At 65.4% G+C, this 21,732-nt stretch carries 23 protein-coding genes; 15 read left to right on the top strand and 8 right to left on the bottom strand.

The window, feature by feature from the left end:
- Positions 1-46: 46 nt before the first annotated feature.
- The 4 genes from metX to ACZ5EF_RS00930 are packed head-to-tail and all read left to right on the top strand — an operon-like array spanning position 47 to position 2,606.
- Positions 47-1,201, top strand: coding sequence for a homoserine O-succinyltransferase MetX (metX, locus tag ACZ5EF_RS00945; RefSeq protein ID WP_346063000.1), 1,155 nt, complete (start codon positions 47-49; stop codon positions 1,199-1,201).
- Positions 1,201-1,803, top strand: coding sequence for a methionine biosynthesis protein MetW (gene metW / locus ACZ5EF_RS00940; RefSeq protein WP_346063009.1), 603 nt, complete (start codon positions 1,201-1,203; stop codon positions 1,801-1,803). The genes metX and metW overlap by 1 nt, the downstream gene beginning before the upstream one ends.
- A gap of 27 nt (positions 1,804-1,830) precedes the next feature.
- Positions 1,831-2,283, top strand: a complete 453-nt coding sequence (locus ACZ5EF_RS00935; RefSeq protein ID WP_346062999.1) for a DUF4426 domain-containing protein — start codon at positions 1,831-1,833, stop codon at positions 2,281-2,283.
- A complete protein-coding gene (locus tag ACZ5EF_RS00930) occupies positions 2,283-2,606 on the top strand; it encodes a Rieske (2Fe-2S) protein (protein ID WP_346062998.1) in 324 nt (107 codons plus the stop codon). The genes ACZ5EF_RS00935 and ACZ5EF_RS00930 overlap by 1 nt, the downstream gene beginning before the upstream one ends.
- Positions 2,607-2,687: 81 nt before the next feature.
- On the opposite strand, the gene sfsA is transcribed toward ACZ5EF_RS00930, so the two are convergent.
- The gene (gene sfsA, locus ACZ5EF_RS00925; protein ID WP_346062997.1) at positions 2,688-3,416 is read right to left on the bottom strand and encodes a DNA/RNA nuclease SfsA; all 729 of its coding nucleotides are present in this window, start codon (positions 3,414-3,416) and stop codon (positions 2,688-2,690) included.
- Between the two features lie 74 nt (positions 3,417-3,490).
- Positions 3,491-4,651, bottom strand: coding sequence for an aminotransferase class I/II-fold pyridoxal phosphate-dependent enzyme (locus ACZ5EF_RS00920; protein WP_346062996.1), 1,161 nt, complete (start codon positions 4,649-4,651; stop codon positions 3,491-3,493).
- Positions 4,652-4,889: 238 nt separating this feature from the next.
- Between ACZ5EF_RS00920 and dksA the strand changes: the two genes are divergently transcribed.
- From dksA to ACZ5EF_RS00865, 11 genes are all read left to right on the top strand, one after another.
- On the top strand, positions 4,890-5,327 hold the full coding sequence (dksA, locus tag ACZ5EF_RS00915; RefSeq protein ID WP_146803444.1) for an RNA polymerase-binding protein DksA: 438 nt from the start codon (positions 4,890-4,892) through the stop codon (positions 5,325-5,327).
- Positions 5,328-5,396: 69 nt separating this feature from the next.
- Positions 5,397-6,278, top strand: a complete 882-nt coding sequence (gluQRS, locus tag ACZ5EF_RS00910) for a tRNA glutamyl-Q(34) synthetase GluQRS (RefSeq protein WP_346062995.1) — start codon at positions 5,397-5,399, stop codon at positions 6,276-6,278.
- Positions 6,279-6,306: 28 nt separating this feature from the next.
- Positions 6,307-6,486, top strand: coding sequence for a hypothetical protein (locus ACZ5EF_RS00905; RefSeq protein WP_346062994.1), 180 nt, complete (start codon positions 6,307-6,309; stop codon positions 6,484-6,486).
- A gap of 18 nt (positions 6,487-6,504) precedes the next feature.
- Positions 6,505-9,459, top strand: coding sequence for an ATP-binding protein (locus ACZ5EF_RS00900; protein ID WP_346062993.1), 2,955 nt, complete (start codon positions 6,505-6,507; stop codon positions 9,457-9,459).
- Positions 9,437-10,831 carry a sigma-54-dependent transcriptional regulator gene (locus ACZ5EF_RS00895; protein ID WP_346062992.1) on the top strand — a complete coding sequence of 465 codons (1,395 nt, stop codon included), beginning with the start codon at positions 9,437-9,439 and terminating at the stop codon, positions 10,829-10,831. The genes ACZ5EF_RS00900 and ACZ5EF_RS00895 overlap by 23 nt, the downstream gene beginning before the upstream one ends.
- A gap of 857 nt (positions 10,832-11,688) precedes the next feature.
- Entirely contained in the window at positions 11,689-13,095 is a 1,407-nt protein-coding gene (pcnB, locus tag ACZ5EF_RS00890; RefSeq protein ID WP_346062991.1) for a polynucleotide adenylyltransferase PcnB, read from the top strand.
- Positions 13,088-13,585: a 2-amino-4-hydroxy-6-hydroxymethyldihydropteridine diphosphokinase gene (folK, locus tag ACZ5EF_RS00885; protein ID WP_346062990.1), complete on the top strand. Its 498-nt coding sequence runs from the start codon at positions 13,088-13,090 to the stop codon at positions 13,583-13,585. Before pcnB ends, folK begins: the two co-directional genes overlap by 8 nt.
- Before the next feature lie 149 nt (positions 13,586-13,734).
- The gene (gene panB / locus ACZ5EF_RS00880) at positions 13,735-14,526 is read left to right on the top strand and encodes a 3-methyl-2-oxobutanoate hydroxymethyltransferase (protein WP_346062989.1); all 792 of its coding nucleotides are present in this window, start codon (positions 13,735-13,737) and stop codon (positions 14,524-14,526) included.
- On the top strand, positions 14,526-15,374 hold the full coding sequence (panC, locus tag ACZ5EF_RS00875; protein ID WP_346062988.1) for a pantoate--beta-alanine ligase: 849 nt from the start codon (positions 14,526-14,528) through the stop codon (positions 15,372-15,374). Before panB ends, panC begins: the two co-directional genes overlap by 1 nt.
- Positions 15,375-15,397: 23 nt before the next feature.
- Positions 15,398-15,778, top strand: coding sequence for an aspartate 1-decarboxylase (gene panD, locus ACZ5EF_RS00870; protein ID WP_346062987.1), 381 nt, complete (start codon positions 15,398-15,400; stop codon positions 15,776-15,778).
- A gap of 140 nt (positions 15,779-15,918) precedes the next feature.
- Entirely contained in the window at positions 15,919-17,094 is a 1,176-nt protein-coding gene (locus tag ACZ5EF_RS00865) for an acetyl-CoA C-acetyltransferase (protein ID WP_346062986.1), read from the top strand.
- Positions 17,095-17,184: 90 nt separating this feature from the next.
- Here ACZ5EF_RS00865 and ACZ5EF_RS00860 read toward each other — a convergent pair whose 3' ends face one another.
- The 6 genes from ACZ5EF_RS00860 to ispH form a co-directional block, all read right to left on the bottom strand.
- Entirely contained in the window at positions 17,185-18,576 is a 1,392-nt protein-coding gene (locus tag ACZ5EF_RS00860) for a pilus assembly PilX family protein (RefSeq protein WP_346062985.1), read from the bottom strand.
- Between the two features lie 42 nt (positions 18,577-18,618).
- On the bottom strand, positions 18,619-19,158 hold the full coding sequence (locus tag ACZ5EF_RS00855; protein ID WP_346062984.1) for a PilW family protein: 540 nt from the start codon (positions 19,156-19,158) through the stop codon (positions 18,619-18,621).
- Between the two features lie 12 nt (positions 19,159-19,170).
- Positions 19,171-19,629 carry a type IV pilus modification protein PilV gene (gene pilV / locus ACZ5EF_RS00850; protein ID WP_346062983.1) on the bottom strand — a complete coding sequence of 153 codons (459 nt, stop codon included), beginning with the start codon at positions 19,627-19,629 and terminating at the stop codon, positions 19,171-19,173.
- A gap of 1 nt (position 19,630) precedes the next feature.
- The gene (locus ACZ5EF_RS00845; protein ID WP_346062982.1) at positions 19,631-20,095 is read right to left on the bottom strand and encodes a GspH/FimT family pseudopilin; all 465 of its coding nucleotides are present in this window, start codon (positions 20,093-20,095) and stop codon (positions 19,631-19,633) included.
- Complete coding sequence (locus ACZ5EF_RS00840) at positions 20,076-20,420, bottom strand: type IV pilin protein (RefSeq protein WP_379730124.1); 345 nt, start codon at positions 20,418-20,420, stop codon at positions 20,076-20,078. The genes ACZ5EF_RS00845 and ACZ5EF_RS00840 overlap by 20 nt, the downstream gene beginning before the upstream one ends.
- Before the next feature lie 220 nt (positions 20,421-20,640).
- Positions 20,641-21,594: a 4-hydroxy-3-methylbut-2-enyl diphosphate reductase gene (gene ispH, locus ACZ5EF_RS00835; protein ID WP_346062980.1), complete on the bottom strand. Its 954-nt coding sequence runs from the start codon at positions 21,592-21,594 to the stop codon at positions 20,641-20,643.
- Positions 21,595-21,732: the final 138 nt, after the last annotated feature.

Below are 21,732 nucleotides of genomic sequence, written 5' to 3'. Positions count from 1 at the left end.
CACGCCCTTCGACAACATAACGAGACGACTGGACACCAAGGACCCCATGCCCGAGCTACCCCGCGATTCGGTCGGCCTGGTCACCCCGCAGACCGCGCACTTCGATGCGCCTCTCGAGCTGGCCTGCGGCCGCACCCTGCCCAGCTATGAACTGGTCTACGAGACCTACGGCGAGCTCAACGCCGAGCGCAGCAATGCGGTGCTGATCTGCCATGCCCTCTCCGGCCATCACCATGCCGCCGGCTACCACGGCCCCGACGACCGCAAGCCCGGCTGGTGGGATGCGCATATCGGCCCCGGCAAGAGCATCGACACCGAGCGTTTCTTCGTCATCTCCCTGAACAACCTGGGCGGCTGCCACGGCAGCACCGGGCCGCTCAGCCATAATCCGGCCACGGGTCGCCAGTGGGGGCCCGACTTCCCGATGATGACGGTCACCGACTGGGTGCACAGCCAGGCCCGCCTGGCCGACCGCCTGGGCATCCAGCGCTTCGCCGCGGTGATCGGTGGCAGCCTGGGTGGCATGCAGGTCCTGCAGTGGAGTCTCAACTACCCGGAGCGGGTAGCCAATGCGGCGGTGATCGCCGCCACCCCCAAGCTCTCGGCCCAGAACATCGCCTTCAACGAGGTGGCCCGCCAGGCGATCCGTTCCGACCCCGACTTCCATGACGGCTGGTACGCCGAGCATGACACCCTGCCGCGGCGCGGCCTCAAGCTGGCCAGGATGGTGGGCCATATCACCTACCTCTCCGAAGACGCCATGGGCAGCAAGTTCGGCCGCGATTTGCGCAGCGACGACTTCAACTTCGGCTACGACGTGGAGTTCCAGGTGGAGTCCTACCTGCGCTACCAGGGCGATACCTTCTCCAACAGCTTCGATGCCAACACCTACCTGCTGATGACCAAGGCCCTGGACTACTTCGATCCGGCGGCGCTGCATGGCGGCGACCTGGCCGCGGCTCTGGCCCCGGCCAGTTGCCCCTTCCTGGTGGTCAGTTTCTCCACCGACTGGCGCTTCCCGCCGTCGCGCTCCCGAGAACTGGTGGACGCCCTGATCCGCGCCGGCAAGTCGGTCAGCTTCGCCAATATCGACTCGCCCCATGGCCACGACGCCTTCCTGCTGCCGGAGCCCCGCTACCAGGCGGTGTTCGCCGGCTTCATGAAGCGCGTGGCCCGTAACCAGAACCTGGAGGCCAAGTGATGCGCGCCGACCTCAAGCTGATTCATGGCTGGGTGCCCGAGGGAGCCCATATCCTCGATCTGGGCTGCGGCGACGGCAGCCTGCTGGCCTCCCTGGCCCGGGACAAGGGGGTCAGCGGCTATGGCCTGGAGATCGATCCCGACGGCATCACCGCCTGTATCGAGAAGGGCGTCAATGTCATCGAGCAGAACCTCGACGAGGGGCTGGCCAACTTCGACGACGACGCCTGCGACCTGGTGATCATGACGCAGGCCCTGCAGGCCCTGCGTCGCCCCGACCTGATGCTCGACGAGATGCTGCGGGTAGCCGGGGAGTGCATCATCACCTTCCCCAACTTCGCCTACTGGCGGCATCGCTTCTACCTGGGCTTCAAGGGCTATATGCCGGTCTCCAAGTCGCTGCCCCACGCCTGGTACGACACCCCCAATATCCACCTCTCGACTTTCAACGACTTTGAACGCCTGTGCCGCGACAAGGGTCTGATCATCAGCGACCGGGCGGTGGGTAACGGCGAGCACGAGGGGCACTGGACCTCGCGGCTGTGGCCTAACCTGTGTGGAGAGACCGCCATCTTCCGGGTCAGCCGGGGCCCCGGCGGTTAAGCCGAAGACGATACGAGGGACAAGATCATGAAGGCCAAGAGGCTCGGCATCTGGATGATCGGCCTGCTGCTAGGCCTGCTGGCGACCACCGCCCAGGCCCAGCAGTTCGAGCGGGTCGGCAACTACCAGATCCACTACAGCGCCATCAATACCAGCTTCCTGACGCCGGAGGTGGCCGCCGCCTACGATATCCAGCGCAGCCAGGTGATGGCACTGCTCAATGTCAGCGTGCTGGAAGAGCAGGAGGACGGCACCACCCGCCCGGCGAATGCCTGGGTCAATGGTCGGGTCGGCAACCTGGCCGGCCAGTTGCAGAACCTGTCGTTCCGCACCGTGCGCGACGGCGAGGCCATCTATCATCTGGCCACCTTCCGCATCCAGGAGGACGAGCCGATGCGCTTCGAGCTGGAGGTGGGCTACGATCGCAACGCCGAGCCGGCCCAGGTGGGCTTTATCCAGCGTTTCTATATCGATCGCTGATGACCGCCATCGCCCATCGGTCTCAGTTGGATAGCACCGCGGCCCTGGGCCTGCGCCTGCCGGACGGCCGCGAGGCCTTCCTGGTGCGGGTGCACGGCCGCATCACCGCCTTCGAGAACCGCTGTCCCCACCAGGGCATCGGCCTCGATTTCCAGCCCAATGTGTTCCTCGAACCCGGCGGCGAGCTGATCCAGTGCAGCATGCACGGCGCCCTCTTCCTGCCGGAGAGCGGCGAATGCGTCTTCGGGCCCTGCCAGGGCCGAGCGCTGGTGCCGGTGGCGATCCATATCGACGGCGACGGCCAGATCCATCTGGCCGAGTGATGCGGCTTATCGCCGAGGCGTCGGACCGCGGCTAACGCCAGCTCCCACTAAGTAGGGGGAGCCAGCTCACACGGGGTATCGCTAGGCCAGATGGACCGGTAGCCGCCTGGCCAACTGGATGCCCCGGGGCACTCCGGCCTCGACGATCACCTCACAGCCATAGGCCAGCACCTCCACCCCCGCCTCGGCGACCCGTTTCAGGGTCTCGGCATAGCGGGGATCGAGATGCGCCGCCGGGGCCACCGAGGGAATGCCGCCGTGAGCCACGCAGAACAGCAACACCGCGCGATGCCCCTGACTGGCCAGGTCGGCCAGCACCTCCAGGTGCCTGCGGCCCCGCTCGCTGACCGCGTCGGGGAAGTAACCGCCGCCATCGGCCTCGCGCAGGGTCACCTGCTTGACCTCCACATAGGTCGGCGCCCCCTGGCCATCGCTCAGGCGGAAGTCGAGGCGCCCCCCCTCCACCCGCACCTCCCGCTTGAGCTCGCTGAAGCCGGCCAGCTCGCTGACCACGCCCTCGCGCAACGCCGCCTCGACGATGCCATTGGCGCGCCCGGTATGCACCGAGGCGAAGGCGCTGCCGCCCTCCGGCTGGGGTAGCTCGATCAGCTCCCAGGTCCAGGCCAGCTTGCGCTTGGGGTTGTCGCTGGCGGCCAGCCAGACCCGGCAGCCCGGCACATTGACCGCGCGCATGGAGCCGGTATTGGGGCAGTGGGCCACCACCAGGGAGCCATCGGCCAGCTCCACATCGGCCAGGAAGCGCTTGTAGCGCCGGCGCAGGAGGCCCGGCATCAGGGGGGGATAGGCCATCATCGCCGCGCCAGGAAGCGTGGCCTGTGACGCCGGCTCGGGCTGCCTGGGGGCATCAGGGACGAAATCGTTCTTCATCGCCGCGCCAGGAAGCGTTCGAGGCGACTCAGGGCCTCTTCCAGGCGCGCCACCGAGGTGGTGAAGGCGATCCGCACATGATGCTCGCCGCCACGCACCGCGAAGTCGATGCCCGGGGTGATGGCGACGTTCTCCTCCTCCAGCAGCCGCCGACAGAAGGCCTGGCTGTCGCGGCTGTAGCGGGAGATATCCAGCCACACATAGAAGGCCCCCTGGGGCGGCAGCGAGGGCGCCAGGTCGAGGCGCGCCAGCCCCGCCAGCAGGGCATCCCGTCGCCGTTCCAGCTCCCGGCGGCGCCCCTCCAGCTCGTCGAGGCAGGCCGGGGTGAAGGCCGCCAGGGCGGCGTGCTGGGCCGGGGTGGAGGCGGCCAGGAAGACGTTCTGGGCCAGCCGCGTCAGGGGCTCCACCGCCGCCTCCGGCGCCAGCAGCCAGCCCAGGCGCCAGCCGGTCATGCCGAAGTACTTGGAGAAGCTGTTGACCACGAAGGCCTCGGGGGCCACCGCCGCCGCCGAGACCGGCTCGACCCCATAGGTCAGCCCCTGATAGATCTCGTCCACCAGCAGGGCCCCGCCGCGCGAATCGACCGCCCCGGCCACCGCCGCCAGTTGGTCGGCATCCAGCATATGGCCGGTGGGATTGGAAGGCGTCGCCAGCATCGCCAGGCGCGTGGCATCACGCCAATGGCGGGCCACCAGCTCGGCATCCAGCTGCCAGCCGCTCTGCGGGCCCACCGCCACGGTATCCAGTTCGGCCTCGGCCAGGGCCATGAAGTGGCGATTGCAGGGGTAGGTGGGATCGGCCATCAGTACCCGGTCACCGCGCTGCACCAGCAACTGGCTGGCCAACAGCAGGGCCCCGGAGGCGCCGGGGGTGACCAGGATCTGCGCCGGATCGACCTCGGCGCCGAAGCGTTCGGCGTAGTGACCGGCGATGGCCTCGCGCAGCGCCGGCAGCCCCGCCGCCGGCGTATAGCGGGTCTGCCCCGCGGCCAGGGCCCTCTGGCCGGCCGCCACCACCGCCTCCGGAGTGGCGAAGTCGGGCTCGCCCACCTCCAGGTGAATCACGTCATGGCCAGCGGCCTCCCGCCCCTGGGCCACCTCCAGCAGGCTCATCACCCGGAAGGGCTCGACGCGATCCAGCCGCGCGCTCCAACTCATGCGTCACTCTCCTTCAACGGCCGCGCTTCGACCTCTCGATGGCTCGGCATGGCACCTCTGACGGGGGCCACGGTCCAATGGGATTGTAACCGGCTGCGGCATCAGCCGGCACCTCCGGATCATGTGACAGTTGCAATGCGCGAGTTTTTTCGCTAAATAAGCAAGGCTTTGGGCCGGCATCAGTGCGCCTGCCCGACCGGGCATCGGCCCCAGTCACTCGAGCAATGAGGCAGCCCCCATGCCAGTAGCAGCACAAAAGACGGAAGCGCCAAAGAAATTCACCCCGTACGAAGCGGCGCCGGGTGAAGAGTACATGAACGAGAAGCAGCTGGAGCACTTCCGACAGATCCTGCTCGACTGGAAACAGGAGCTCATGGAGGAAGTGGACCGCACCGTGCGTCATCTGCAGGAAGACGCCAACAATTATGCGGACCCGGCGGATCGTGCCACCCAGGAAGAGGGCTTCAGCCTCGAGCTGCGGACCCGCGACCGGGAGCGCAAGCTGCTCAAGAAGATCAACGAGACCATCGAGAAGATCGACGAGGACGACTACGGCTTCTGCGAGGCCTGCGGCGTCGAGATCGGCATTCGCCGTCTCGAGGCGCGTCCCACCGCCACCCTCTGCGTGGACTGCAAGACCCTGGCCGAGCTCAAGGAGAAGCAGCTCGGCGGCTAAGCGCCAGGCGACGCTAGCGTGACGGGCACCCTCGGGTGCCCGTTTGCCTTTCCGCCGACGGAGTCCGCCATGCCCCCCTATCGAGGCCGCTTCGCCCCGACGCCCTCGGGCCCCCTGCATTTCGGTTCCCTGGTGGCCGCCCTGGGCAGCTACCTGGACGCCCGCCAGGCCGGCGGCGCCTGGCTGTTGCGTATCGAGGATATCGACCCGCCGCGCTGCCCCGCCGGCGCCAGCGACACCATCCTGCGCCAGCTGGAGGCCTTCGGCCTGCACTGGGATGGCCCGGTCAGCTATCAGAGCGACTACCACGACGCCTACCAGGCGGCCCTGGGGCGCCTGATCGACCAGGGACTGGCCTACCCCTGCAGTTGCTCCCGCAAGCAGTGGCGCGATCACCCCATCTACCCCGGCTGGTGTCGCGATGGCATCCGCGAGCCCGACAGGCCGGCGGCCTGGCGCCTGCGCAGCGACCTCGCCCTGCGCCCGATCGAGTGGCAGGATCGCCTCTTCGGCACCCAGCGCTTCGACCCGGCGGCCCTCGGCGACGTGGTACTCAAGCGCAAGGATGGCCTCTGGGCCTACCAGCTGGCGGTGGTGGTGGATGACGCCGCCCAGGGCATCACCGAAATCGTGCGCGGCCACGACCTGCTCGACAACACGCCCTGGCAGCGCCAGCTGCAGGTGGCCCTGGGCCTCGCCGAGCCCCGCTACCTGCACCTGCCGCTGATCCTCGGCGCCGATGGTCAGAAGCTCTCCAAGCAGAACCTGGCGCCGGCGCTGCCCTGGGAGGGCCCCGAGGTACGGCGCCTGCTGCACCGCGCCCTGGAGGCCCTGGATCAGGCGCCGGCGCCGGGGCTGATCCGCGAGCCGGTGGCGGTGCAGCTGGCCGAGGCGATTCCCCGCTGGTCGGTGGCGCGGCTGCGCCCCGAGGCCCAGCGCCACCAGCCCTGACAACGCGCCAGAGGAGGCGAGCCCGCTCATGTACATGTACCGGTTGATGCTGTTCCTGGTATTCGGCGGTTACCTGCTCTCGCCGCTGCTGATGAGTGGCTGGGCCTCACCGGATGGTGCCTGGTATCGCCCCTTCCTGATCTGGGGCGGCCTGATCGCCCTGTCGCTATGGCTGGAGCAGAAGAGGAAACTGGATGAACGCAGCTGATCCCCGGGGAGCCCATCCATGAGCGCCGCCCAGCTCTTCGTCCTCGGCACCGGCTACCTGTCGCTGCTGTTCCTGGCCGCCCTGGCGGTGGAGCGGGGCTGGGTGCCGATCCGCCTCGTGCGCCACCCCGCCGTCTATACCCTGGCCCTGGGGGTCTATGCCAGCGCCTGGGCCATCTATGGCAGCCTGGAGCTAGCCAGCCAGGCGGGCTACGGCTACCTGGCCTACTACCTGGGGCCCGCCGGGGCCTTCCTGCTGGCCTCGGTGCTGCTGGTGCCGATCCAGCGCCTGACCCGCACCTATCAGCTGTCGTCCCTGGCCGACCTCTTCGCCTTCCGCTTCCGCTCCCGCTGGGTGGGTACCCTGATCACCCTGGTCAGCCTGCTGGCGGTGCTGCCGCTGCTGGCCCTGCAGATCCAGACCCTCGGCGATGTCACCCATGTGCTCACCGGCACCGCCTCCCCGGCCCTGATGGCGCTAGCCTTCAGTGCGGTGATCGCGCTCTTCGCGATCCTCTTCGGCGCCCGCCACACCCGGCTGCATGCCCGCCACGACACCCTGCTGGCGGTGATCGCCCTCGAGTCCCTGATCAAGCTGCTGGCCATGCTGGCCCTGGGGGCCTTCGCGCTGTTCGCGATCTTCGAGGGACCGGCCAGCGTCCAGACCTGGCTAGCGGGGCCCGGTGCCGACCTGCAGGCCGAGGTCAGCCAACTCGACCCGGGGCAGTGGCGCACCCTGCTGCTGCTGTTCTTCGCCGCCGCCTTCCTGATGCCCCACCTCTTCCATATGGCCTTCGCCGAGACCCTCTCCCGGCGCACCCTGCAGCAGGCCAGCTGGAGCCTGCCCCTCTACCTGCTGCTGCTGGCCCTGCCAGTGCCCCTGATCCTGTGGGGCGCCCAGCGCGTCGGGGCCGATAGCGCGGCGCTGGGCGCCGCCTACCTGGCCTACGGGCTCTCGGAATCGCTATGGATCCAGGGCCTGGTGTTTATCGCCGGCCTGGCCGCCGCCAGCGGCACCCTGATCCTGATCGCCCTGGCCCTCTCCGGGATGATGCTCAATCACTGGGTGCTGGTGGCCCACTCGCCGATTCACCAGCCCGACCTCTACCACTGGCTACGCTGGCTACGCCGGGCGCTGATCGCCGCGGTGATCTTCGGCGGCTGGCTCTTCTACCGCATCGTCGGCATCCACCACGACCTGATGACCCTGGGCATCGTCGCCTTCGTCGGCATGGCCCAGTGCCTGCCCGGCATCCTGGCGGTGCTCTACTGGCCCGGCGCCAACCGCAAGGGCATGGTCAGCGGCCTCGTCGTGGGCGTGGCGATCTGGCTACTGGGCATGTGGCTGCCGCTGCTCACCGGCATGGAACCGCGCATCCTGCTGCCGCCGGGGCTGGAACTGCTGGCCAATGAGCCGGACTGGTACGTGGTGACCCTGGTCTCCCTGGCCACCAATATCCTCACCTTTATCCTGGTCTCGCTGCTGACCCGCACCTCCGAGGGCGAGCGTGCCGCCGCCGAGGCCTGCTCGGTGGACGCGGTGATCCGCCCCAAGCGCATGCCCCTGGATGCCCGCAACGGCGAGGAGTTCATCCAGCGCCTGGTGCCGGTGCTCGGCGAGGAGGTGGCCCGCCGCGAGGTGGAGCGAGCCCTGGAGGCGCTGCGCATGTCTCCCCAGGAGGGGCGCCCCTATGCCCTGCGCCGCCTGCGCGACCGGTTGCAGGCCAACCTCTCCGGCCTGATGGGCCCCTCGGTGGCCCAGGATATCGTCGACAGCTACCTGCCCTACCGCCGCGGTGCCCAGGAACCCACCGACGATATCCACTTCGTGGAGAGCCGCCTGGAGGCCTATCGCTCGCGGCTCACCGGCCTGGCCCGGGAGCTGGATGGCCTGCGCCGCTACCATCGGCGCATCCTCACCCGGCTGCCGGTGGGGCTGTGCGCCTTCGGCGTCGACGACGAGCTGCTGATGTGGAACGACGCCCTGGCCGAGCTCTCCGGCATCGACGGCACCAGCGTGGTGGGCTCGCGGCGCGCCGACCTGCCGGCGCCCTGGGGCGAGCTGCTGGGGCGCATATTCGATGAATGCCAGGATCACCTCTACAAGCAGGAAGTGGCCCTGGACGGCGGCGTGCGCTACCTCTCCCTGCGCCGCGCCGAGCTGCAGGCCGACGACGCGGTGCGCGGCGGCACCGTGATCCTGGTCGAGGATCACAGCGAGATGAAATGGCTGGAAGAGGAGCTGGTCCACGCCGCCCGCCTGGCCTCCATCGGCCAGTTGGCCGCCGGGGTCGCCCACGAGATCGGCAACCCCATCACCGGGATCTCCTCGCTGGCCCAGAACCTGCGCTACGACACCGACGACCCCCAGTTGCTGGAGACCGCGGAACAGATCCAGCAACTCACCGATCGGGTCTCGCGCATCGTCTCCTCCCTGGTGGGCTTCGCCCATGGCGGCCGCCACGTCCAGGGCCAGGCCTTCGCGCCGCTGTCCCTGCACGAGGTGGTGGAGGATGCCCTGCACTTGATCCACCTGGCCCGCTCGGGTCAGGATGTTACCTATCGAAACCTCTGCCCCGAGGCGTTACGTCTCGAGGGCGACGCCCAGCGCCTGGTGCAGGTCTTTATCAACCTGCTCAACAACGCCCGGGACGCCAGCCCCGACGGGGGCGAGGTGGAAATCGCGGCGAGCCGCGAGGGTAACGGCGTCTGTGTTACCGTTACCGATGAGGGCCAGGGCATCGACGCCAGCATTCGCGACCACCTCTTCGAGCCCTTTATCACCACCAAGGCGCCCGGCGAGGGCACGGGGCTCGGGCTGCCGCTGGTCTACAGCATCATCGCCGAGCACCACGGGCAGATCCATATCGAGTCTCCCCCCGCGGAGCGAGAACGCGGCACCCGCATCCTGATGTGGCTGCCCACCAACCGAGAGGACGGCAAGCATCCCCATGAGCCGGATTCTGATCGTTGAAGACGAAGCCATTATTCGCAGTGCCCTGCGCCGCCTGCTGGAGCGCCATGACTACCAGGTGAGCGAGGCCGGCTCGGTGGATGAGGCCGAGGCCCTCGACCCCCAGCGCTTCGATCTGGTGATCAGCGACCTGCGCCTGCCCGGCACCCAGGGCACCGCCCTGATCGAACGCGCCGCCCCCACGCCGGTGGTGATCATGACCAGCTACGCCAGCATGCGCTCGGCGGTGGAAGCCCTGAAGCAGGGCGCCGTGGACTATGTGGCCAAGCCCTTCGACCATGACGACCTGCTCAAGACCGTGGCCCGGGCCCTGGAGCAGCACGCCGCCGAGGCGGCGCCCCCCGCCGCCACCAGCGGCGCCGCCCCGCCCCAGGAGCTGATCGGTGACTGCGAGGCCATGCAGGTGGTCTATACCCGGATCCGCAAGACCGCCCCCGCGGATGTCACCGTGCTGATCCAGGGCGAATCCGGCACCGGCAAGGAGCTGGTGGCCCGGGCCATCCACTCCCAGAGCCAGCGCGCCCGGGCCCCGCTGATCTGCGTCAACTGTGCGGCCATCCCCGAGACCCTGATCGAATCGGAGTTGTTCGGCCACGAGAAGGGCGCCTTCACCGGTGCCAATGCCGCCCGCACCGGCCTGGTGGAGGCCGCCGACGGCGGCACCCTCTTCCTCGACGAGATCGGCGAGCTGCCCCTGGATGCCCAGGCGCGCCTCTTGCGGGTGCTGCAGGAGGGCGAGATCCGCAAGATCGGCTCGGTGGAGACCCGCCATGTGGACGTGCGCCTGATCGCCGCCACCCACCGCGACCTGCGCGCCATGTCCAAGAGCGGCGAGTTCCGCCTCGACCTCTACTACCGCCTCAACGTGATGCAGATCGACCTGCCACCGCTCCGCGATCGGGAGGACGATATCCTGCAGATCGCCGACGTGCTGCTGGAGAAGGCCTGCCGCCGCCACGGCCGCGAGGGCCTCAAGCTCTCCCGGGCGGCGCGCCGCGAGATTCGCGACTACCCCTGGCCCGGCAATGTGCGGGAACTGGAGAACGCCCTGGAACGGGGCGTGATCCTCGCCGAGGGCCACCTGATCCACCCCGACGACCTGGGCCTGCACCCCGCCCCGCCACTCTCCCGCAGCCAGCCCAAGCCGGCGGCACCCGCGACGCCGGACCCCCGGGAACCCGGCGAGGAGGAGCTGGACGAGGAGGACCTCTCCCTGGAGGACTACTTCCAGCACTTCGTCCTCGAACACCAGGACCAGATGAGCGAGACCGAGCTGGCCCAGAAGCTCGGCATCAGCCGCAAGTGCCTGTGGGAGCGCCGCCAGCGCCTGGGTATCCCGCGCAGGAAGAGCGCCCGGAGCCGCACCGGATAAGCCTTCGCCAGGCCGACCATGGTCTAAGCGCCCGCCGCCCCTCCCTCGGCGGGCGTTTTTCGTGTCACGGAGGGAACTTTTGCACCAGTTGTTACCTTCCCACACACCGACTGCCCCATTACGGCCCAATCCGGGTAACACATCCTCCCCGCGCTGACGGCATGCCAGGAAGCGACACCAACAAACTCCTGTTTTTTTTGAATTTTTCAAATAGTGGCACGCACGGTGCAATATCCTAGGGCAAGAAGAACAAGATCCGGACGCCGCCAGGTCACTGCCCTCCAAGGGGCGCAACAAGAACAAGAGGTGACACTTCGGCAGGCGCCAGTCGACGAGCCAACAACAACAAGATCGTCGAGCATGGCAAACAAGGGGTGACGACCCGCCAAGAACAACAACAAGGCGCAGTCACCCGGGCGTGGCCACAACAAGAACAACAGGGCCCGACATCCGGAGGTTCATCAGGACGCGACGCACCGAGCGGGAGCAACAAGAACAACAAGCTCCCCGGGAGTGCACCCACGGCAACCAAAAACAACAGGCCGGGGGAAGGTAGACTGCCTACCGTCGTGGTTGGATTATTGTTTTGAATACGAGACGGTCGCCACCAGGAAGATCGACAAAGACAACAACACTGCTTGCCTGAAACTTGTCTTGGTGACTGTGGTGCGTATTCAAGGCGATGCGCCATCACGAAGAAAAACCAGCAGCACGGATGCTGATCTGACCGCTTAAGGGGAGGCCGCATGGCCTCCCCTTTCTGCTTTTACGCCCCGATCCCCCTCATGCCACGGTTCCCATGCTGTCGGCGGTCGGCTACACTGTCGTTTTAGGACTCCGCGAGTCGATATCGCTGCATGTTCAAAGGATTTACCCGCTTTCTCCAACGCCCCGGTGAACGCTTGAAGAACCTCTTCGGCAGCCAGGATGGCCCCGGCGAGCCTCCTGGGCTTCGCGTCATCCCCCGCGACCAGCATTCGGTGTCACGCCGCCTGTTCAGCGAACCCGCCCTCAAGGTGCTCTACCGGCTGCACAACGCCGGCTACGAGGCCTACCTGGTGGGTGGCTGCATCCGTGACTCCCTGCTCGGCAGGCAGCCCAAGGACTTCGACGTGGCCACCGACGCCACCCCCGAAGAGGTCCGCGAGCTGTTCCGCAACTCGCGAATCATCGGTCGGCGTTTCCGTATCGTCCATGTGCGCTTCGGGCGCGAGGTGATCGAGGTCACCACCTTCCGCGGCAAGCCCAACGAGGATCATGGCGAGCATCTCTCCCAGCAGAGCGACCACGGCCTGTTGCTGCGCGACAATGTCTGGGGCGACGTGGAAGAGGACGCCCTGCGTCGCGACTTCACCGTCAATGCCCTCTACTACAATATCGCCGACTTCTCGATCCATGACTGGGCCGACGGGGTCAGCGATATCGAGTCGCGCACCCTGCGCATGATCGGCGACCCGGCCACCCGCTACCGGGAAGACCCGGTGCGCATGCTGCGCGCCATCCGCTTCGCCGCCAAGCTCGACTTCGACTTCGCCGCCGCCACCGAGGCGCCGATCCGCGAGATGGCGCCGCTGCTGCTGCAGATTCCCCCGGCCCGGCTGTTCGACGAGGTGCTCAAGCTGTTCCTCGCCGGCCATGCCCTGACCACCTTCCGGCTGCTGCGCGACTACGACCTCTTCGCCATGCTCTTCCCGGAGGCCGACGAGGCCCTGGCCGAGCTGCCCTGGGCGGAGGCACTGATCGAGCGCGCCCTGGCCAATACCGATGCGCGCATCCAGCAGGATCGCCCGGTCACCCCGGCCTTCCTGTTCGCCGCCCTGCTGTGGCCCGGCGTGGTGCAGCGCCAGGCGCGCCTGCAGGAGGATGGCATGCCGCCGGTACCAGCGCTGCAGGCCGCCGCCCAGCAGGCGGTATCGCGACAGCTACAGCATATCTCGATCCCCAAGCGCTTCAGCCTCCCCATGCGCGAGATCTGGGACCTGCAGCAGCGCCTGCCCCAGCGCCGTGGCCGCCGCGCCATCCAGACCCGCGAGCACCCGCGCTTCCGGGCCGCCTACGACTTCCTGCTGCTGCGCGAAGAGGCCGGCGAGATCCCGCCCGGCCTGGGCGACTGGTGGACCGCCTTCCAGGAGGGCGACGAGCATGACCAGCAGCGCCTGCTGGGCAAGGCCGTCAGCCAGGGTGACGAGCCCCGCCCGCGCAAGCGCCGGCCCCGCAAGCGCCGGCGTCGCTCCGGCGGTGCCGGTGGCGACCAGAATGGCTAAGGGGGCTGACCACCAGGCCTATATCGGCCTGGGCAGCAATCAGCAGCACCCTCGCGAGCAGGTCATCCAGGCGCTGGAGGCCCTGGATCGCCTGCCGCTGACCCACCTGGCGGGCGCCTCGCGACTCTATGCCAGCGCCCCGGTGGGGCCCCAGGATCAGCCCGACTTCGTCAATGCCGTGGCCCGGCTGAGCACCCGGCTCTCCCCCCTGGCCCTGCTCGACCAGCTCCAGGCCCTGGAGCAGCGCCACGGGCGCCGCCGGTTGCGCCACTGGGGGCCACGCACCCTGGACCTCGACCTGCTGCTCTATGATGATGCCGTAATCGAGTCGCCGCGACTGCGGGTGCCGCATCCGGAGATGATTCACCGTGGCTTCGTGCTGGTCCCCCTGGCCGAGCTGGCTCCGGCGCTGTGCCTCCCCGACGGTCGGCGCATCGCCCCCCTGGCCGAGGCCAGACGCGGTGACGACTTGCGACCCTTGTTACCCTAGGGGTAAAGTCGTTCGGCTGAGTGTTACCATTCGACACTTATTGGACCTTCGTCGGTAACATCTTGCCGCCTACCCCCGGGTCGGGTAACGTCGCCCACTCGAAACCGGTAGTGAACGACCGTTTCAACGCCAATCATGAGAACCTCCTTATGAAAACCGTCACCCTGAGCACGCTGCAGGCCTTCAAGCGCTCCGGCGAGGCGTTCAGCTGCCTGACCGCCTATGACGCCTCCTTCGCCCGGGCGGCCAGCGAGGCCGGCATCGAGGTGCTGCTGGTGGGCGACTCCCTGGGGATGGTGCTGCAGGGGCATAGCAGCACCCTGCCGGTCACCCTCGAGGAGATCTGCTACCACACCCGCTGTGCGGCCCAGGGCAAGGGCAGCAGCCTGCTGATGGTGGACCTGCCGTTTATGAGCAACTCCAGCCTGGAGCGGCTGCTGCAGGATGCCGGCGAGCTGATGCGCGCCGGCGCCGAGCTGGTCAAGGTGGAGGGCGAGGCCTGGATGGCCGAGGGCATCCGCGAGCTGACCCGCCGCGGCGTACCGGTCTGCGCCCACCTGGGCCTGACGCCCCAGACCGTCTATCAGATGGGCGGCTACAAGGTGCAGGGTCGCGACGCCGAACGCGCCGAGCAGATCATCGCCGACGCCCGCACCCTGGTGGAGGCCGGCGCCTCGGTGATCCTGCTGGAGTGCGTGCCCGCGAGCCTGGGCCGCGCCGTTACCCAGGCGGTGGACGTGCCGGTGATCGGCATCGGCGCCGGCCCCGAGGTGGATGGCCAGATCCTGGTGATGCACGACGTGCTGGGCGTCACCCACGGGCGCACTCCGCGCTTCGTCAAGGACTTCATGCAGGAGGCGGGCAACATTCAGGGCGCCTTCCGCGACTACCACGAGGCGGTCAAGGCACGGCGCTTCCCCGCCGAGGAGCACTGTTTCTGATGCACACCCTGGAGAGCATCGCCGCCCTGCGCGAGGCCCTGGCCGGGCCCCGCCGGGCCGGCCAGCGTATCGGCCTGGTGCCCACCATGGGCAACCTCCACGAGGGCCACCTGGCCCTGGTCGCCAAGGCGAAACGCCACGCCGACCTGGTGGTGGCCACCATCTTCGTCAACCCCATGCAGTTCGGGGCCGGCGAGGACCTGGACGCCTACCCGCGCACCCTGGCGGAAGACCAGGCCAGGCTGGCCGACGCCGGCTGCGACCTGCTGTTCACCCCCCAGACCGCCGAGATCTACCCCCGCGGCCTGGAGGCCCAGACCCGGGTCAGGGTCCCCGAGGTCAGCGAGGGCCTGTGCGGCGGCAGCCGCCCCGGCCACTTCGACGGCGTGGCCACCATCGTCACCATGCTCTTCAACCTGGTGCAGCCCCAACTGGCCTGCTTCGGCGAGAAGGACTACCAGCAGCTGGCGGTGATTCGCCGCCTGGTGACGGACCTGCACCTGCCCATCGAGATTATCGGCGTGCCCATCGTGCGCGCCGCGGACGGCCTGGCCCTCTCCTCCCGCAACGGCTACCTGAGCGAGGCGGAGCGCGCCCAGGCGCCGGGGCTCTATCGCACCCTCTGCGAGCTGCGCGACGCCCTGGAGGCCGGCGGCGACCCCGGCCAGAGCCTGGCCGAGGCCGAGGCCACCCTTGCCAAGCGCGGCTTCAGCCCCGATTATCTCGAACTGCGCGCCCAGGACCTGGGACCGCTGACCGAGTCCACGCGCCACGCCGTGATCCTCGCCGCCGCCCGACTGGGCCCGGCACGCCTGATCGATAACCTGACCGTCAACCTGCCCCGCTAAGCGCAGGAAGGAAGAGAAGCCCGATGCATACCATCATGCTCAAGGCCAAGCTGCATATGGCCCGCGTTACCCACGCCGTGCTCAACTACGAAGGCTCCTGCGCCATCGACGGCGAGCTGCTGGACATGGCCGGCATCCGCGAAAACGAGCAGATCCAGATCTACAACGTGGAGAACGGCCAGCGCTTCACCACCTACGCCATCCGCGCCGAGGAAGGCTCCAGGATCATCTCCGTGAACGGCGCCGCCGCCCACCTGGCCGGCGTCGAGGATCGGGTGATCATCTGTAGCTACGCCCACTACAGCGAGGCCGAGCTGGACAGCCACCAGCCCGCCCTGGTCTACCTCCAGGAAGGCAACACGGTCAGCCACACCAGCAACGCCATCCCCGTCCAGCTCGCCTAAGGCCCCAGGCCTGCTGTGATACCCCGGCCCGCCGCCCTTTCGGACGACGGGCCGTTTTCATGGAATTGTCCATTGCCGCAGCGCACAAATCTCCCTTATGCTGAACGAGTCACCGCTCGAGACTCAGCCAGGAGATTCCCATGCAAGATGTGGTCATTGTTGCAGCAAAGCGCACCGCCATCGGCAGCTTCGGCGGCTCCCTCGCCGGCATTCCCGCCAGCGACCTGGGCGCCCTCGTTATCAAGGATATCCTCGCCGAGACCGGCGTGGCCCCGGAGCAGGTCGATGAAGTCCTGCTCGGTCAGGTATTGACCGCAGGCGTCGGCCAGAACCCCGCCCGTCAGGCCGCCATCAAGGGTGGCCTCCCCGACGCCGTCCCCGCCATGACCATCAACAAGGTGTGCGGCTCCGGCCTCAAGGCCCTGCACCTGGCCACCCAGGCGATTCGCTGCGGCGATGCCGAGCTGATCCTCGCCGGCGGCCAGGAAAACATGTCGGCCTCTCCCCATGTGTTGCCCAACTCCCGTAACGGCCAGCGCATGGGCGACTGGAAGGCCATCGACACCATGGTCAACGACGGCCTGTGGGACGCCTTCAACAACTATCATATGGGGATCACCGCCGAGAACCTGGCGGAGAAGTACGGCATCACCCGCGAGGCGATGGACGAGTTCGCCGCCGCCTCCCAGCAGAAGGCCACCGACGCCATCAAGGCAGGCAAGTTCCAGGGCCAGATCGTCCCGGTGGAGATTCCCCAGCGCAAGGGCGATCCGCTGGTCTTCGACACCGATGAGAACCCCCGCGCGACCACCGCCGACAAGCTGGGCGGCATGCGTCCCGCCTTCAAGAAGGACGGCACCATCACCGCCGGTAACGCCTCCTCCCTCAACGACGGCGCCGCCGTGGTGATGCTCTGCTCCGCCGAGAAGGCCAAGGCGCTGGGCCTGACCCCGCTGGCACGCATCGCCGGCTACGCCAATGCCGGCGTCGACCCGGCCATCATGGGCATCGGCCCGGCCCCGGCCACCCGCCGCTGCCTGGAGAAGGCCGGCTGGAGCCTGGACGACCTGGACCTGGTCGAGGCCAACGAGGCCTTCGCCGCCCAGGCCCTCTCCGTCAACAAGGAGCTGGGCTGGGATACCAGCAAGGTCAACGTCAACGGCGGCGCCATCGCCCTCGGCCACCCCATCGGCGCCTCCGGCTGCCGGGTGCTGGTGACCCTGCTGCATGAGATGATCGCCCGGGATGCCAAGAAGGGCCTGGCGACCCTGTGTATCGGCGGCGGCCAGGGCGTGGCGCTGGCCATCGAGCGCTAAGCCACAGCTGGCAACCGCTCAAGAAAGCTCGCCCTGCCGATTGGCAGGGCGAGCTTTTAATATGTAGAGCTTTCCTCCTAAAGGAGTGAATTAGTGAATCTGCTCACCCCACTTCTGCGCCACGAAGACAGGATCACCCGTCCCCGTACCATCCGCCGTATTCATCAGCTCCTGTGCCTCAGGAGACAGCAGATCGAAAGCATTGGCAAGCGCGTCGGCATCATAAAGATATGAACCACTGCCCCCGCCCCCTATCGAGACACTGACCTCCTCTTTACCACAACCGGATGGATCGTTACTCCCACAGCCATAGCCATAAGAGACAACGGCGCCATTGAAGGTTCCGCCACCACTACCGCTGACGATATAGTCACCGAGAGCAAAAATTATACCGTCAAAAGATGGCACACCACTAAACTCTACATTGCCATCAATGATCAGCACCCCACTTCCTGAGAAACTACCTCCACCATCGAAGGAGTGCCGCGTCCCGGTGTCAGGCAAGGTATCCGCACTAACAAAGACGACCTGGTTATTCATGCCATCGGCGCCGGCCATATCGCTGACATATGTCACCCCTGTGGTCGTCGAGCCTGGCAATGCCCCACCCGCTTTCTCTTCATCCCTGCTATGCTTCGAAGCAGCATACTCCATAAATTGCGCAAAGAGGTTGGGATCCTCCAGGATAGCGCTACCCAGTTCGCTGGTTACTCCTCCATTATAGTTACAAAGCTTGTTTTTCCCATTTGAATCAGGATTGCACTCATAGCGCACCATATCCTCGCCAAGCTCTTCTTCTACGACTCCATTATTATTGCAGTCGTCACTTATATCCTCACAGCCCTCGGTGATAAAATATGCATTCTCCGGATCATTGTTTGTTGCCAAAATATCATCGAGGACCATTCTGGCATTTTTCTTGCTACCTGCAGAAATCGCCGGCCTAAGATCCCCTTCAGAAAACTCTCCCTCCACCTCAAGATTCGAGTCAGCCGCCCTGATGCAGTCGTCACTACAAAGTGAGGACGCTACATTGATAGGAGAAAAATTCAAAAAACCAGGCCCAAGAAGAAAAGCCTCAAGGACAACATCCCGATATGAAACGACTTCTCCATTAGAGTACACCTCACCGCGACTCTTGACTCGATAAGCCGTCCCAGTCATATGGCACATCACAACTTCATAGCCTACGCTGGCAGCCGTTCGCCCATCGGGATCGGCATCACCCGAGGCAACTTGATCAGACCAACCATCGGAACATTCTTTCATATTATAACTAGGGTCAGCAGGATCAGCAGGATTCGCCAACCAAGCCGAGGCTCCTGTATCCGCAGCCATCAGGGCCAGGCTAAAGGCGCGATGATTACCCGACATGGACTCTTCCAGGCGAGCAGACTGCGTTCCTGACAATGCCAGCATAATACCTATCACAAGCAGGACAAGGCTGACTATTAGCGCCGCCCCTCGCTCTTTACTCTTCATGATCGTCCCTCCTAAAATCTTACGTTAGAAAACGTTAGATCCCTATGGACTTACAAGAGGGGTTCTTCTTGCCGCATGGAACTCATAAGACACATCGCCTCCCCCAGAAACTCCATCCAAGGGAGGCAGAGTCAAAGAGACTTGATAAAGCCTATTAACTCCAACATCTTGAATGCTGAAATCCACAACCCCGGAGATCAATGGCTGATAACCACCATCATCAACAACATCTCCATCATTGTTGCAATCTTTGGCAACCTCTACCTCCCCGCCAGAAACCCGATAATAAACATCATAATCTTGGTCGGTACTGCAATACAAACTACCGTGCGTCCTCTTTGGAATCCCAATCACAAACTCAGGATAGTTCAACAAGATCCCATCAGACACCCTAATATCCATCAAGATAGAGTCAGACAAGAACCTAACAGCCTCCTGCCTTTCCGACATGGCGCCGAGTCGATTGAAAGACCCTTTCATAGCCACAAAGATAGATGAGGCACCAAACACCACCAGGAGCCCTATCACCAGGGCCACCATAAGCTCGATCAACGAGAAGCCTCCTTCGAAATTATTTCTCATATTATCGGCTCCTCACCCTTGTTTTACCGGCAGCTTCACCACATAAACCAACTCAGAGACACTTTCTCCAGCAAAGCGCTCTTCCTGCCATGCCACTCTGATTTCATAGTCGCAGCCATCATCGGGAGAACCCGAAGTGTATACTGTAATATCAGTGACAGATGATGAGATAGAAAACCCCGGCAGTAGCCCTTGAGAACTCCAATTCGTTTCCCAGTCAGACTCTACAGAAGTAGCATCTGGACAGCTTCCCACCGCCGTAGCATCAAGTTCATACCAAAGCAACTCAGCTGCATCCTGCGCTGCCAGGGTGGCGATAGAGCGATGGTAGGAGAGATGAGAGCTCTGCATGGCCTTGAGTTGCATGGCGGCCACACCAAGCAGGCCAAAGGAGAGCACAAGAACGGCGATCAATGCCTCCAATAGGGTAAAGCCGCTTTGAGGATGCTTGTAAGACTTATAGTTCCTCATCTCAAGCCCCCTTATCGATACTTCCGGCGAGACTCACCACGACGGTGCTATCGCCGATGGTAACGGAGCAAACACCATCACTCAGAGTGCAACTCTCTCGGCGCCCCAAGGTATTAAAGGAGATTGTATTATTCGATACCGAAAGCCGGGCATCCCTGGCTTCCCTCTCCAGCAAGGTGACATCTGAGGTGCCATCATTATAATAAACCTCGATGCCCCACACGCCGGAATTGTCGGATATTTGAAAAGTCACTTCCTGCCGACGCTTGACGGCTTCGCTTCTGGCGTAGTTTAGGGCTGCCAATATCTCATTATAGTCACTGGCCTGGCGGTTGGTCGCCATCAGGTTCTGGAATCCAGGCGCCGCCAGCGTCGCCAGTATTGCCACCACTGCGATGGTGACCAGCAGCTCTATCAGCGTAAAGCCATAGCGGCCTTTTCTATTATTACCAGCAATCACTGTCACCTGCCCCCCTGGCACCGGTTTGGGTTAGGGTAAAGGTGCCGCACTCGGTATCTCGGGTGGCCTGAGCCCCTTGAGGTACTGCCGATAAGGTATAGGTAGAGGCAGTAAGCGTTGTTGCCGAAACCTCATAAACCTCATTTTCCGAGTCGACGGGGAAGGTGACGCAGCCGGTATAGTCACTACTGACCGTATAGCAGCGCTCCAGCCGCCCGGCGGTCTCCATCAGGATCGCCTTGGCCTCGGTGCGCCGTGACTCGGTGACATAGCGGATATAGCTGGGATAGGCGATGGCGGCGAGGATGGCCACCACCGCGACGGCGATCATCACCTCGATTAACGTGAAACCGGCCTGACGGCGTCTGCCCCCAGGCCTTGTGGTCGCTTTCTCCCCTGCGCGCACGGCGGTGCCTCCGGCTAATCATTACTAATGTTTCATTGTGTATCAGCATAGTCGTGGGAGGCGCTTCGCACCAACAAAAAACCGGGCTTTCGCCCGGTTCTCTGGTACATAAGCCCTGCTTTAACAAGGGCTTTATGGTGAGCGATCACTCACTGGCAATCACCCGCTCACGCAGCTCCTTGGGCATGGAGAAGGTGATATTCTCCTCACGGCCGGCGAGTTCCTCCGGGACCGTGGCGCCCAGGCTCTGCAGCCGCTCGATCACGCCCCTGACCAGCACCTCGGGGGCGCTGGCACCGGCGGTGATGCCGATATGATGCACGCCCTCGAGCCAGTTCTCCTGGATCTGGCTGGCATCATCCAGCAGATGGGCGGGAGTGCCGACCCGCTCGGCCAGCTCGCGCAGGCGGTTGGAGTTGGAGCTGTTGGGGCTACCCACCACCAGCACCAGGTCACAGCCGTCGGCGAGCTCGCGCACGGCGTCCTGACGGTTCTGGGTGGCATAGCAGATATCGTCCTTGCGCGGCCCCTGGATCTCGGGGAACTTGGTGCGCAGGGCGTCGATGACCTTGGCGGTGTCGTCCATGGAGAGGGTGGTCTGGGTGACGAAGGCGAGCTGGCCGGGATCCTCGACCTCGAGCTTGGCCACGTCTTCCTCGTCTTCCACCAAGTAGATCTTACCGCCATGGGTAGTGTCGTAGCGGCCCATGGTGCCTTCCACCTCGGGGTGACCGGCGTGGCCGATCAGGATGCACTCCTGGCCGCGCTTGGCGTAGCGCAGCACTTCCATATGCACCTTGGTCACCAGCGGGCAAGTGGCGTCGAAGACCTTGAGGCCGCGACGCTCGGCCTCCTCCTGCACGGCGCGGGAGACGCCATGGGCGGAGAAGATCACGATGACGTCATCGGGCACTTCAAAGAGCTCCTCGACGAAGACGGCGCCGCGCTCGCGCAGGGTCTCCACCACGAAGCGGTTATGGACCACCTCGTGGCGCACATAGATGGGCGGACCGAAGACATCGAGGGCGCGGTTGACGATCTCGATGGCCCGGTCGACGCCGGCGCAGAAGCCGCGGGGGTTGGCCAGTTTGATTTGCATGCTGGGTAGACCTCGATGCCTGGGGCATCCGTTGGGGTGATCCGCTGTAGGCGGTACCCGTAAATCGATTCTAGCGGGCGCCTGCCGGCGCCAATCGCTCGGCGGAGCCGAGCTCCCACAAGGGGTGGTGCTGGTCCC

The organism is Bisbaumannia salifodinae, from assembly GCF_055388505.1.
The sequence above is the reverse complement of the archived record's forward strand: the minus strand, read 5'-3'. Positions and strand labels throughout refer to the sequence as shown.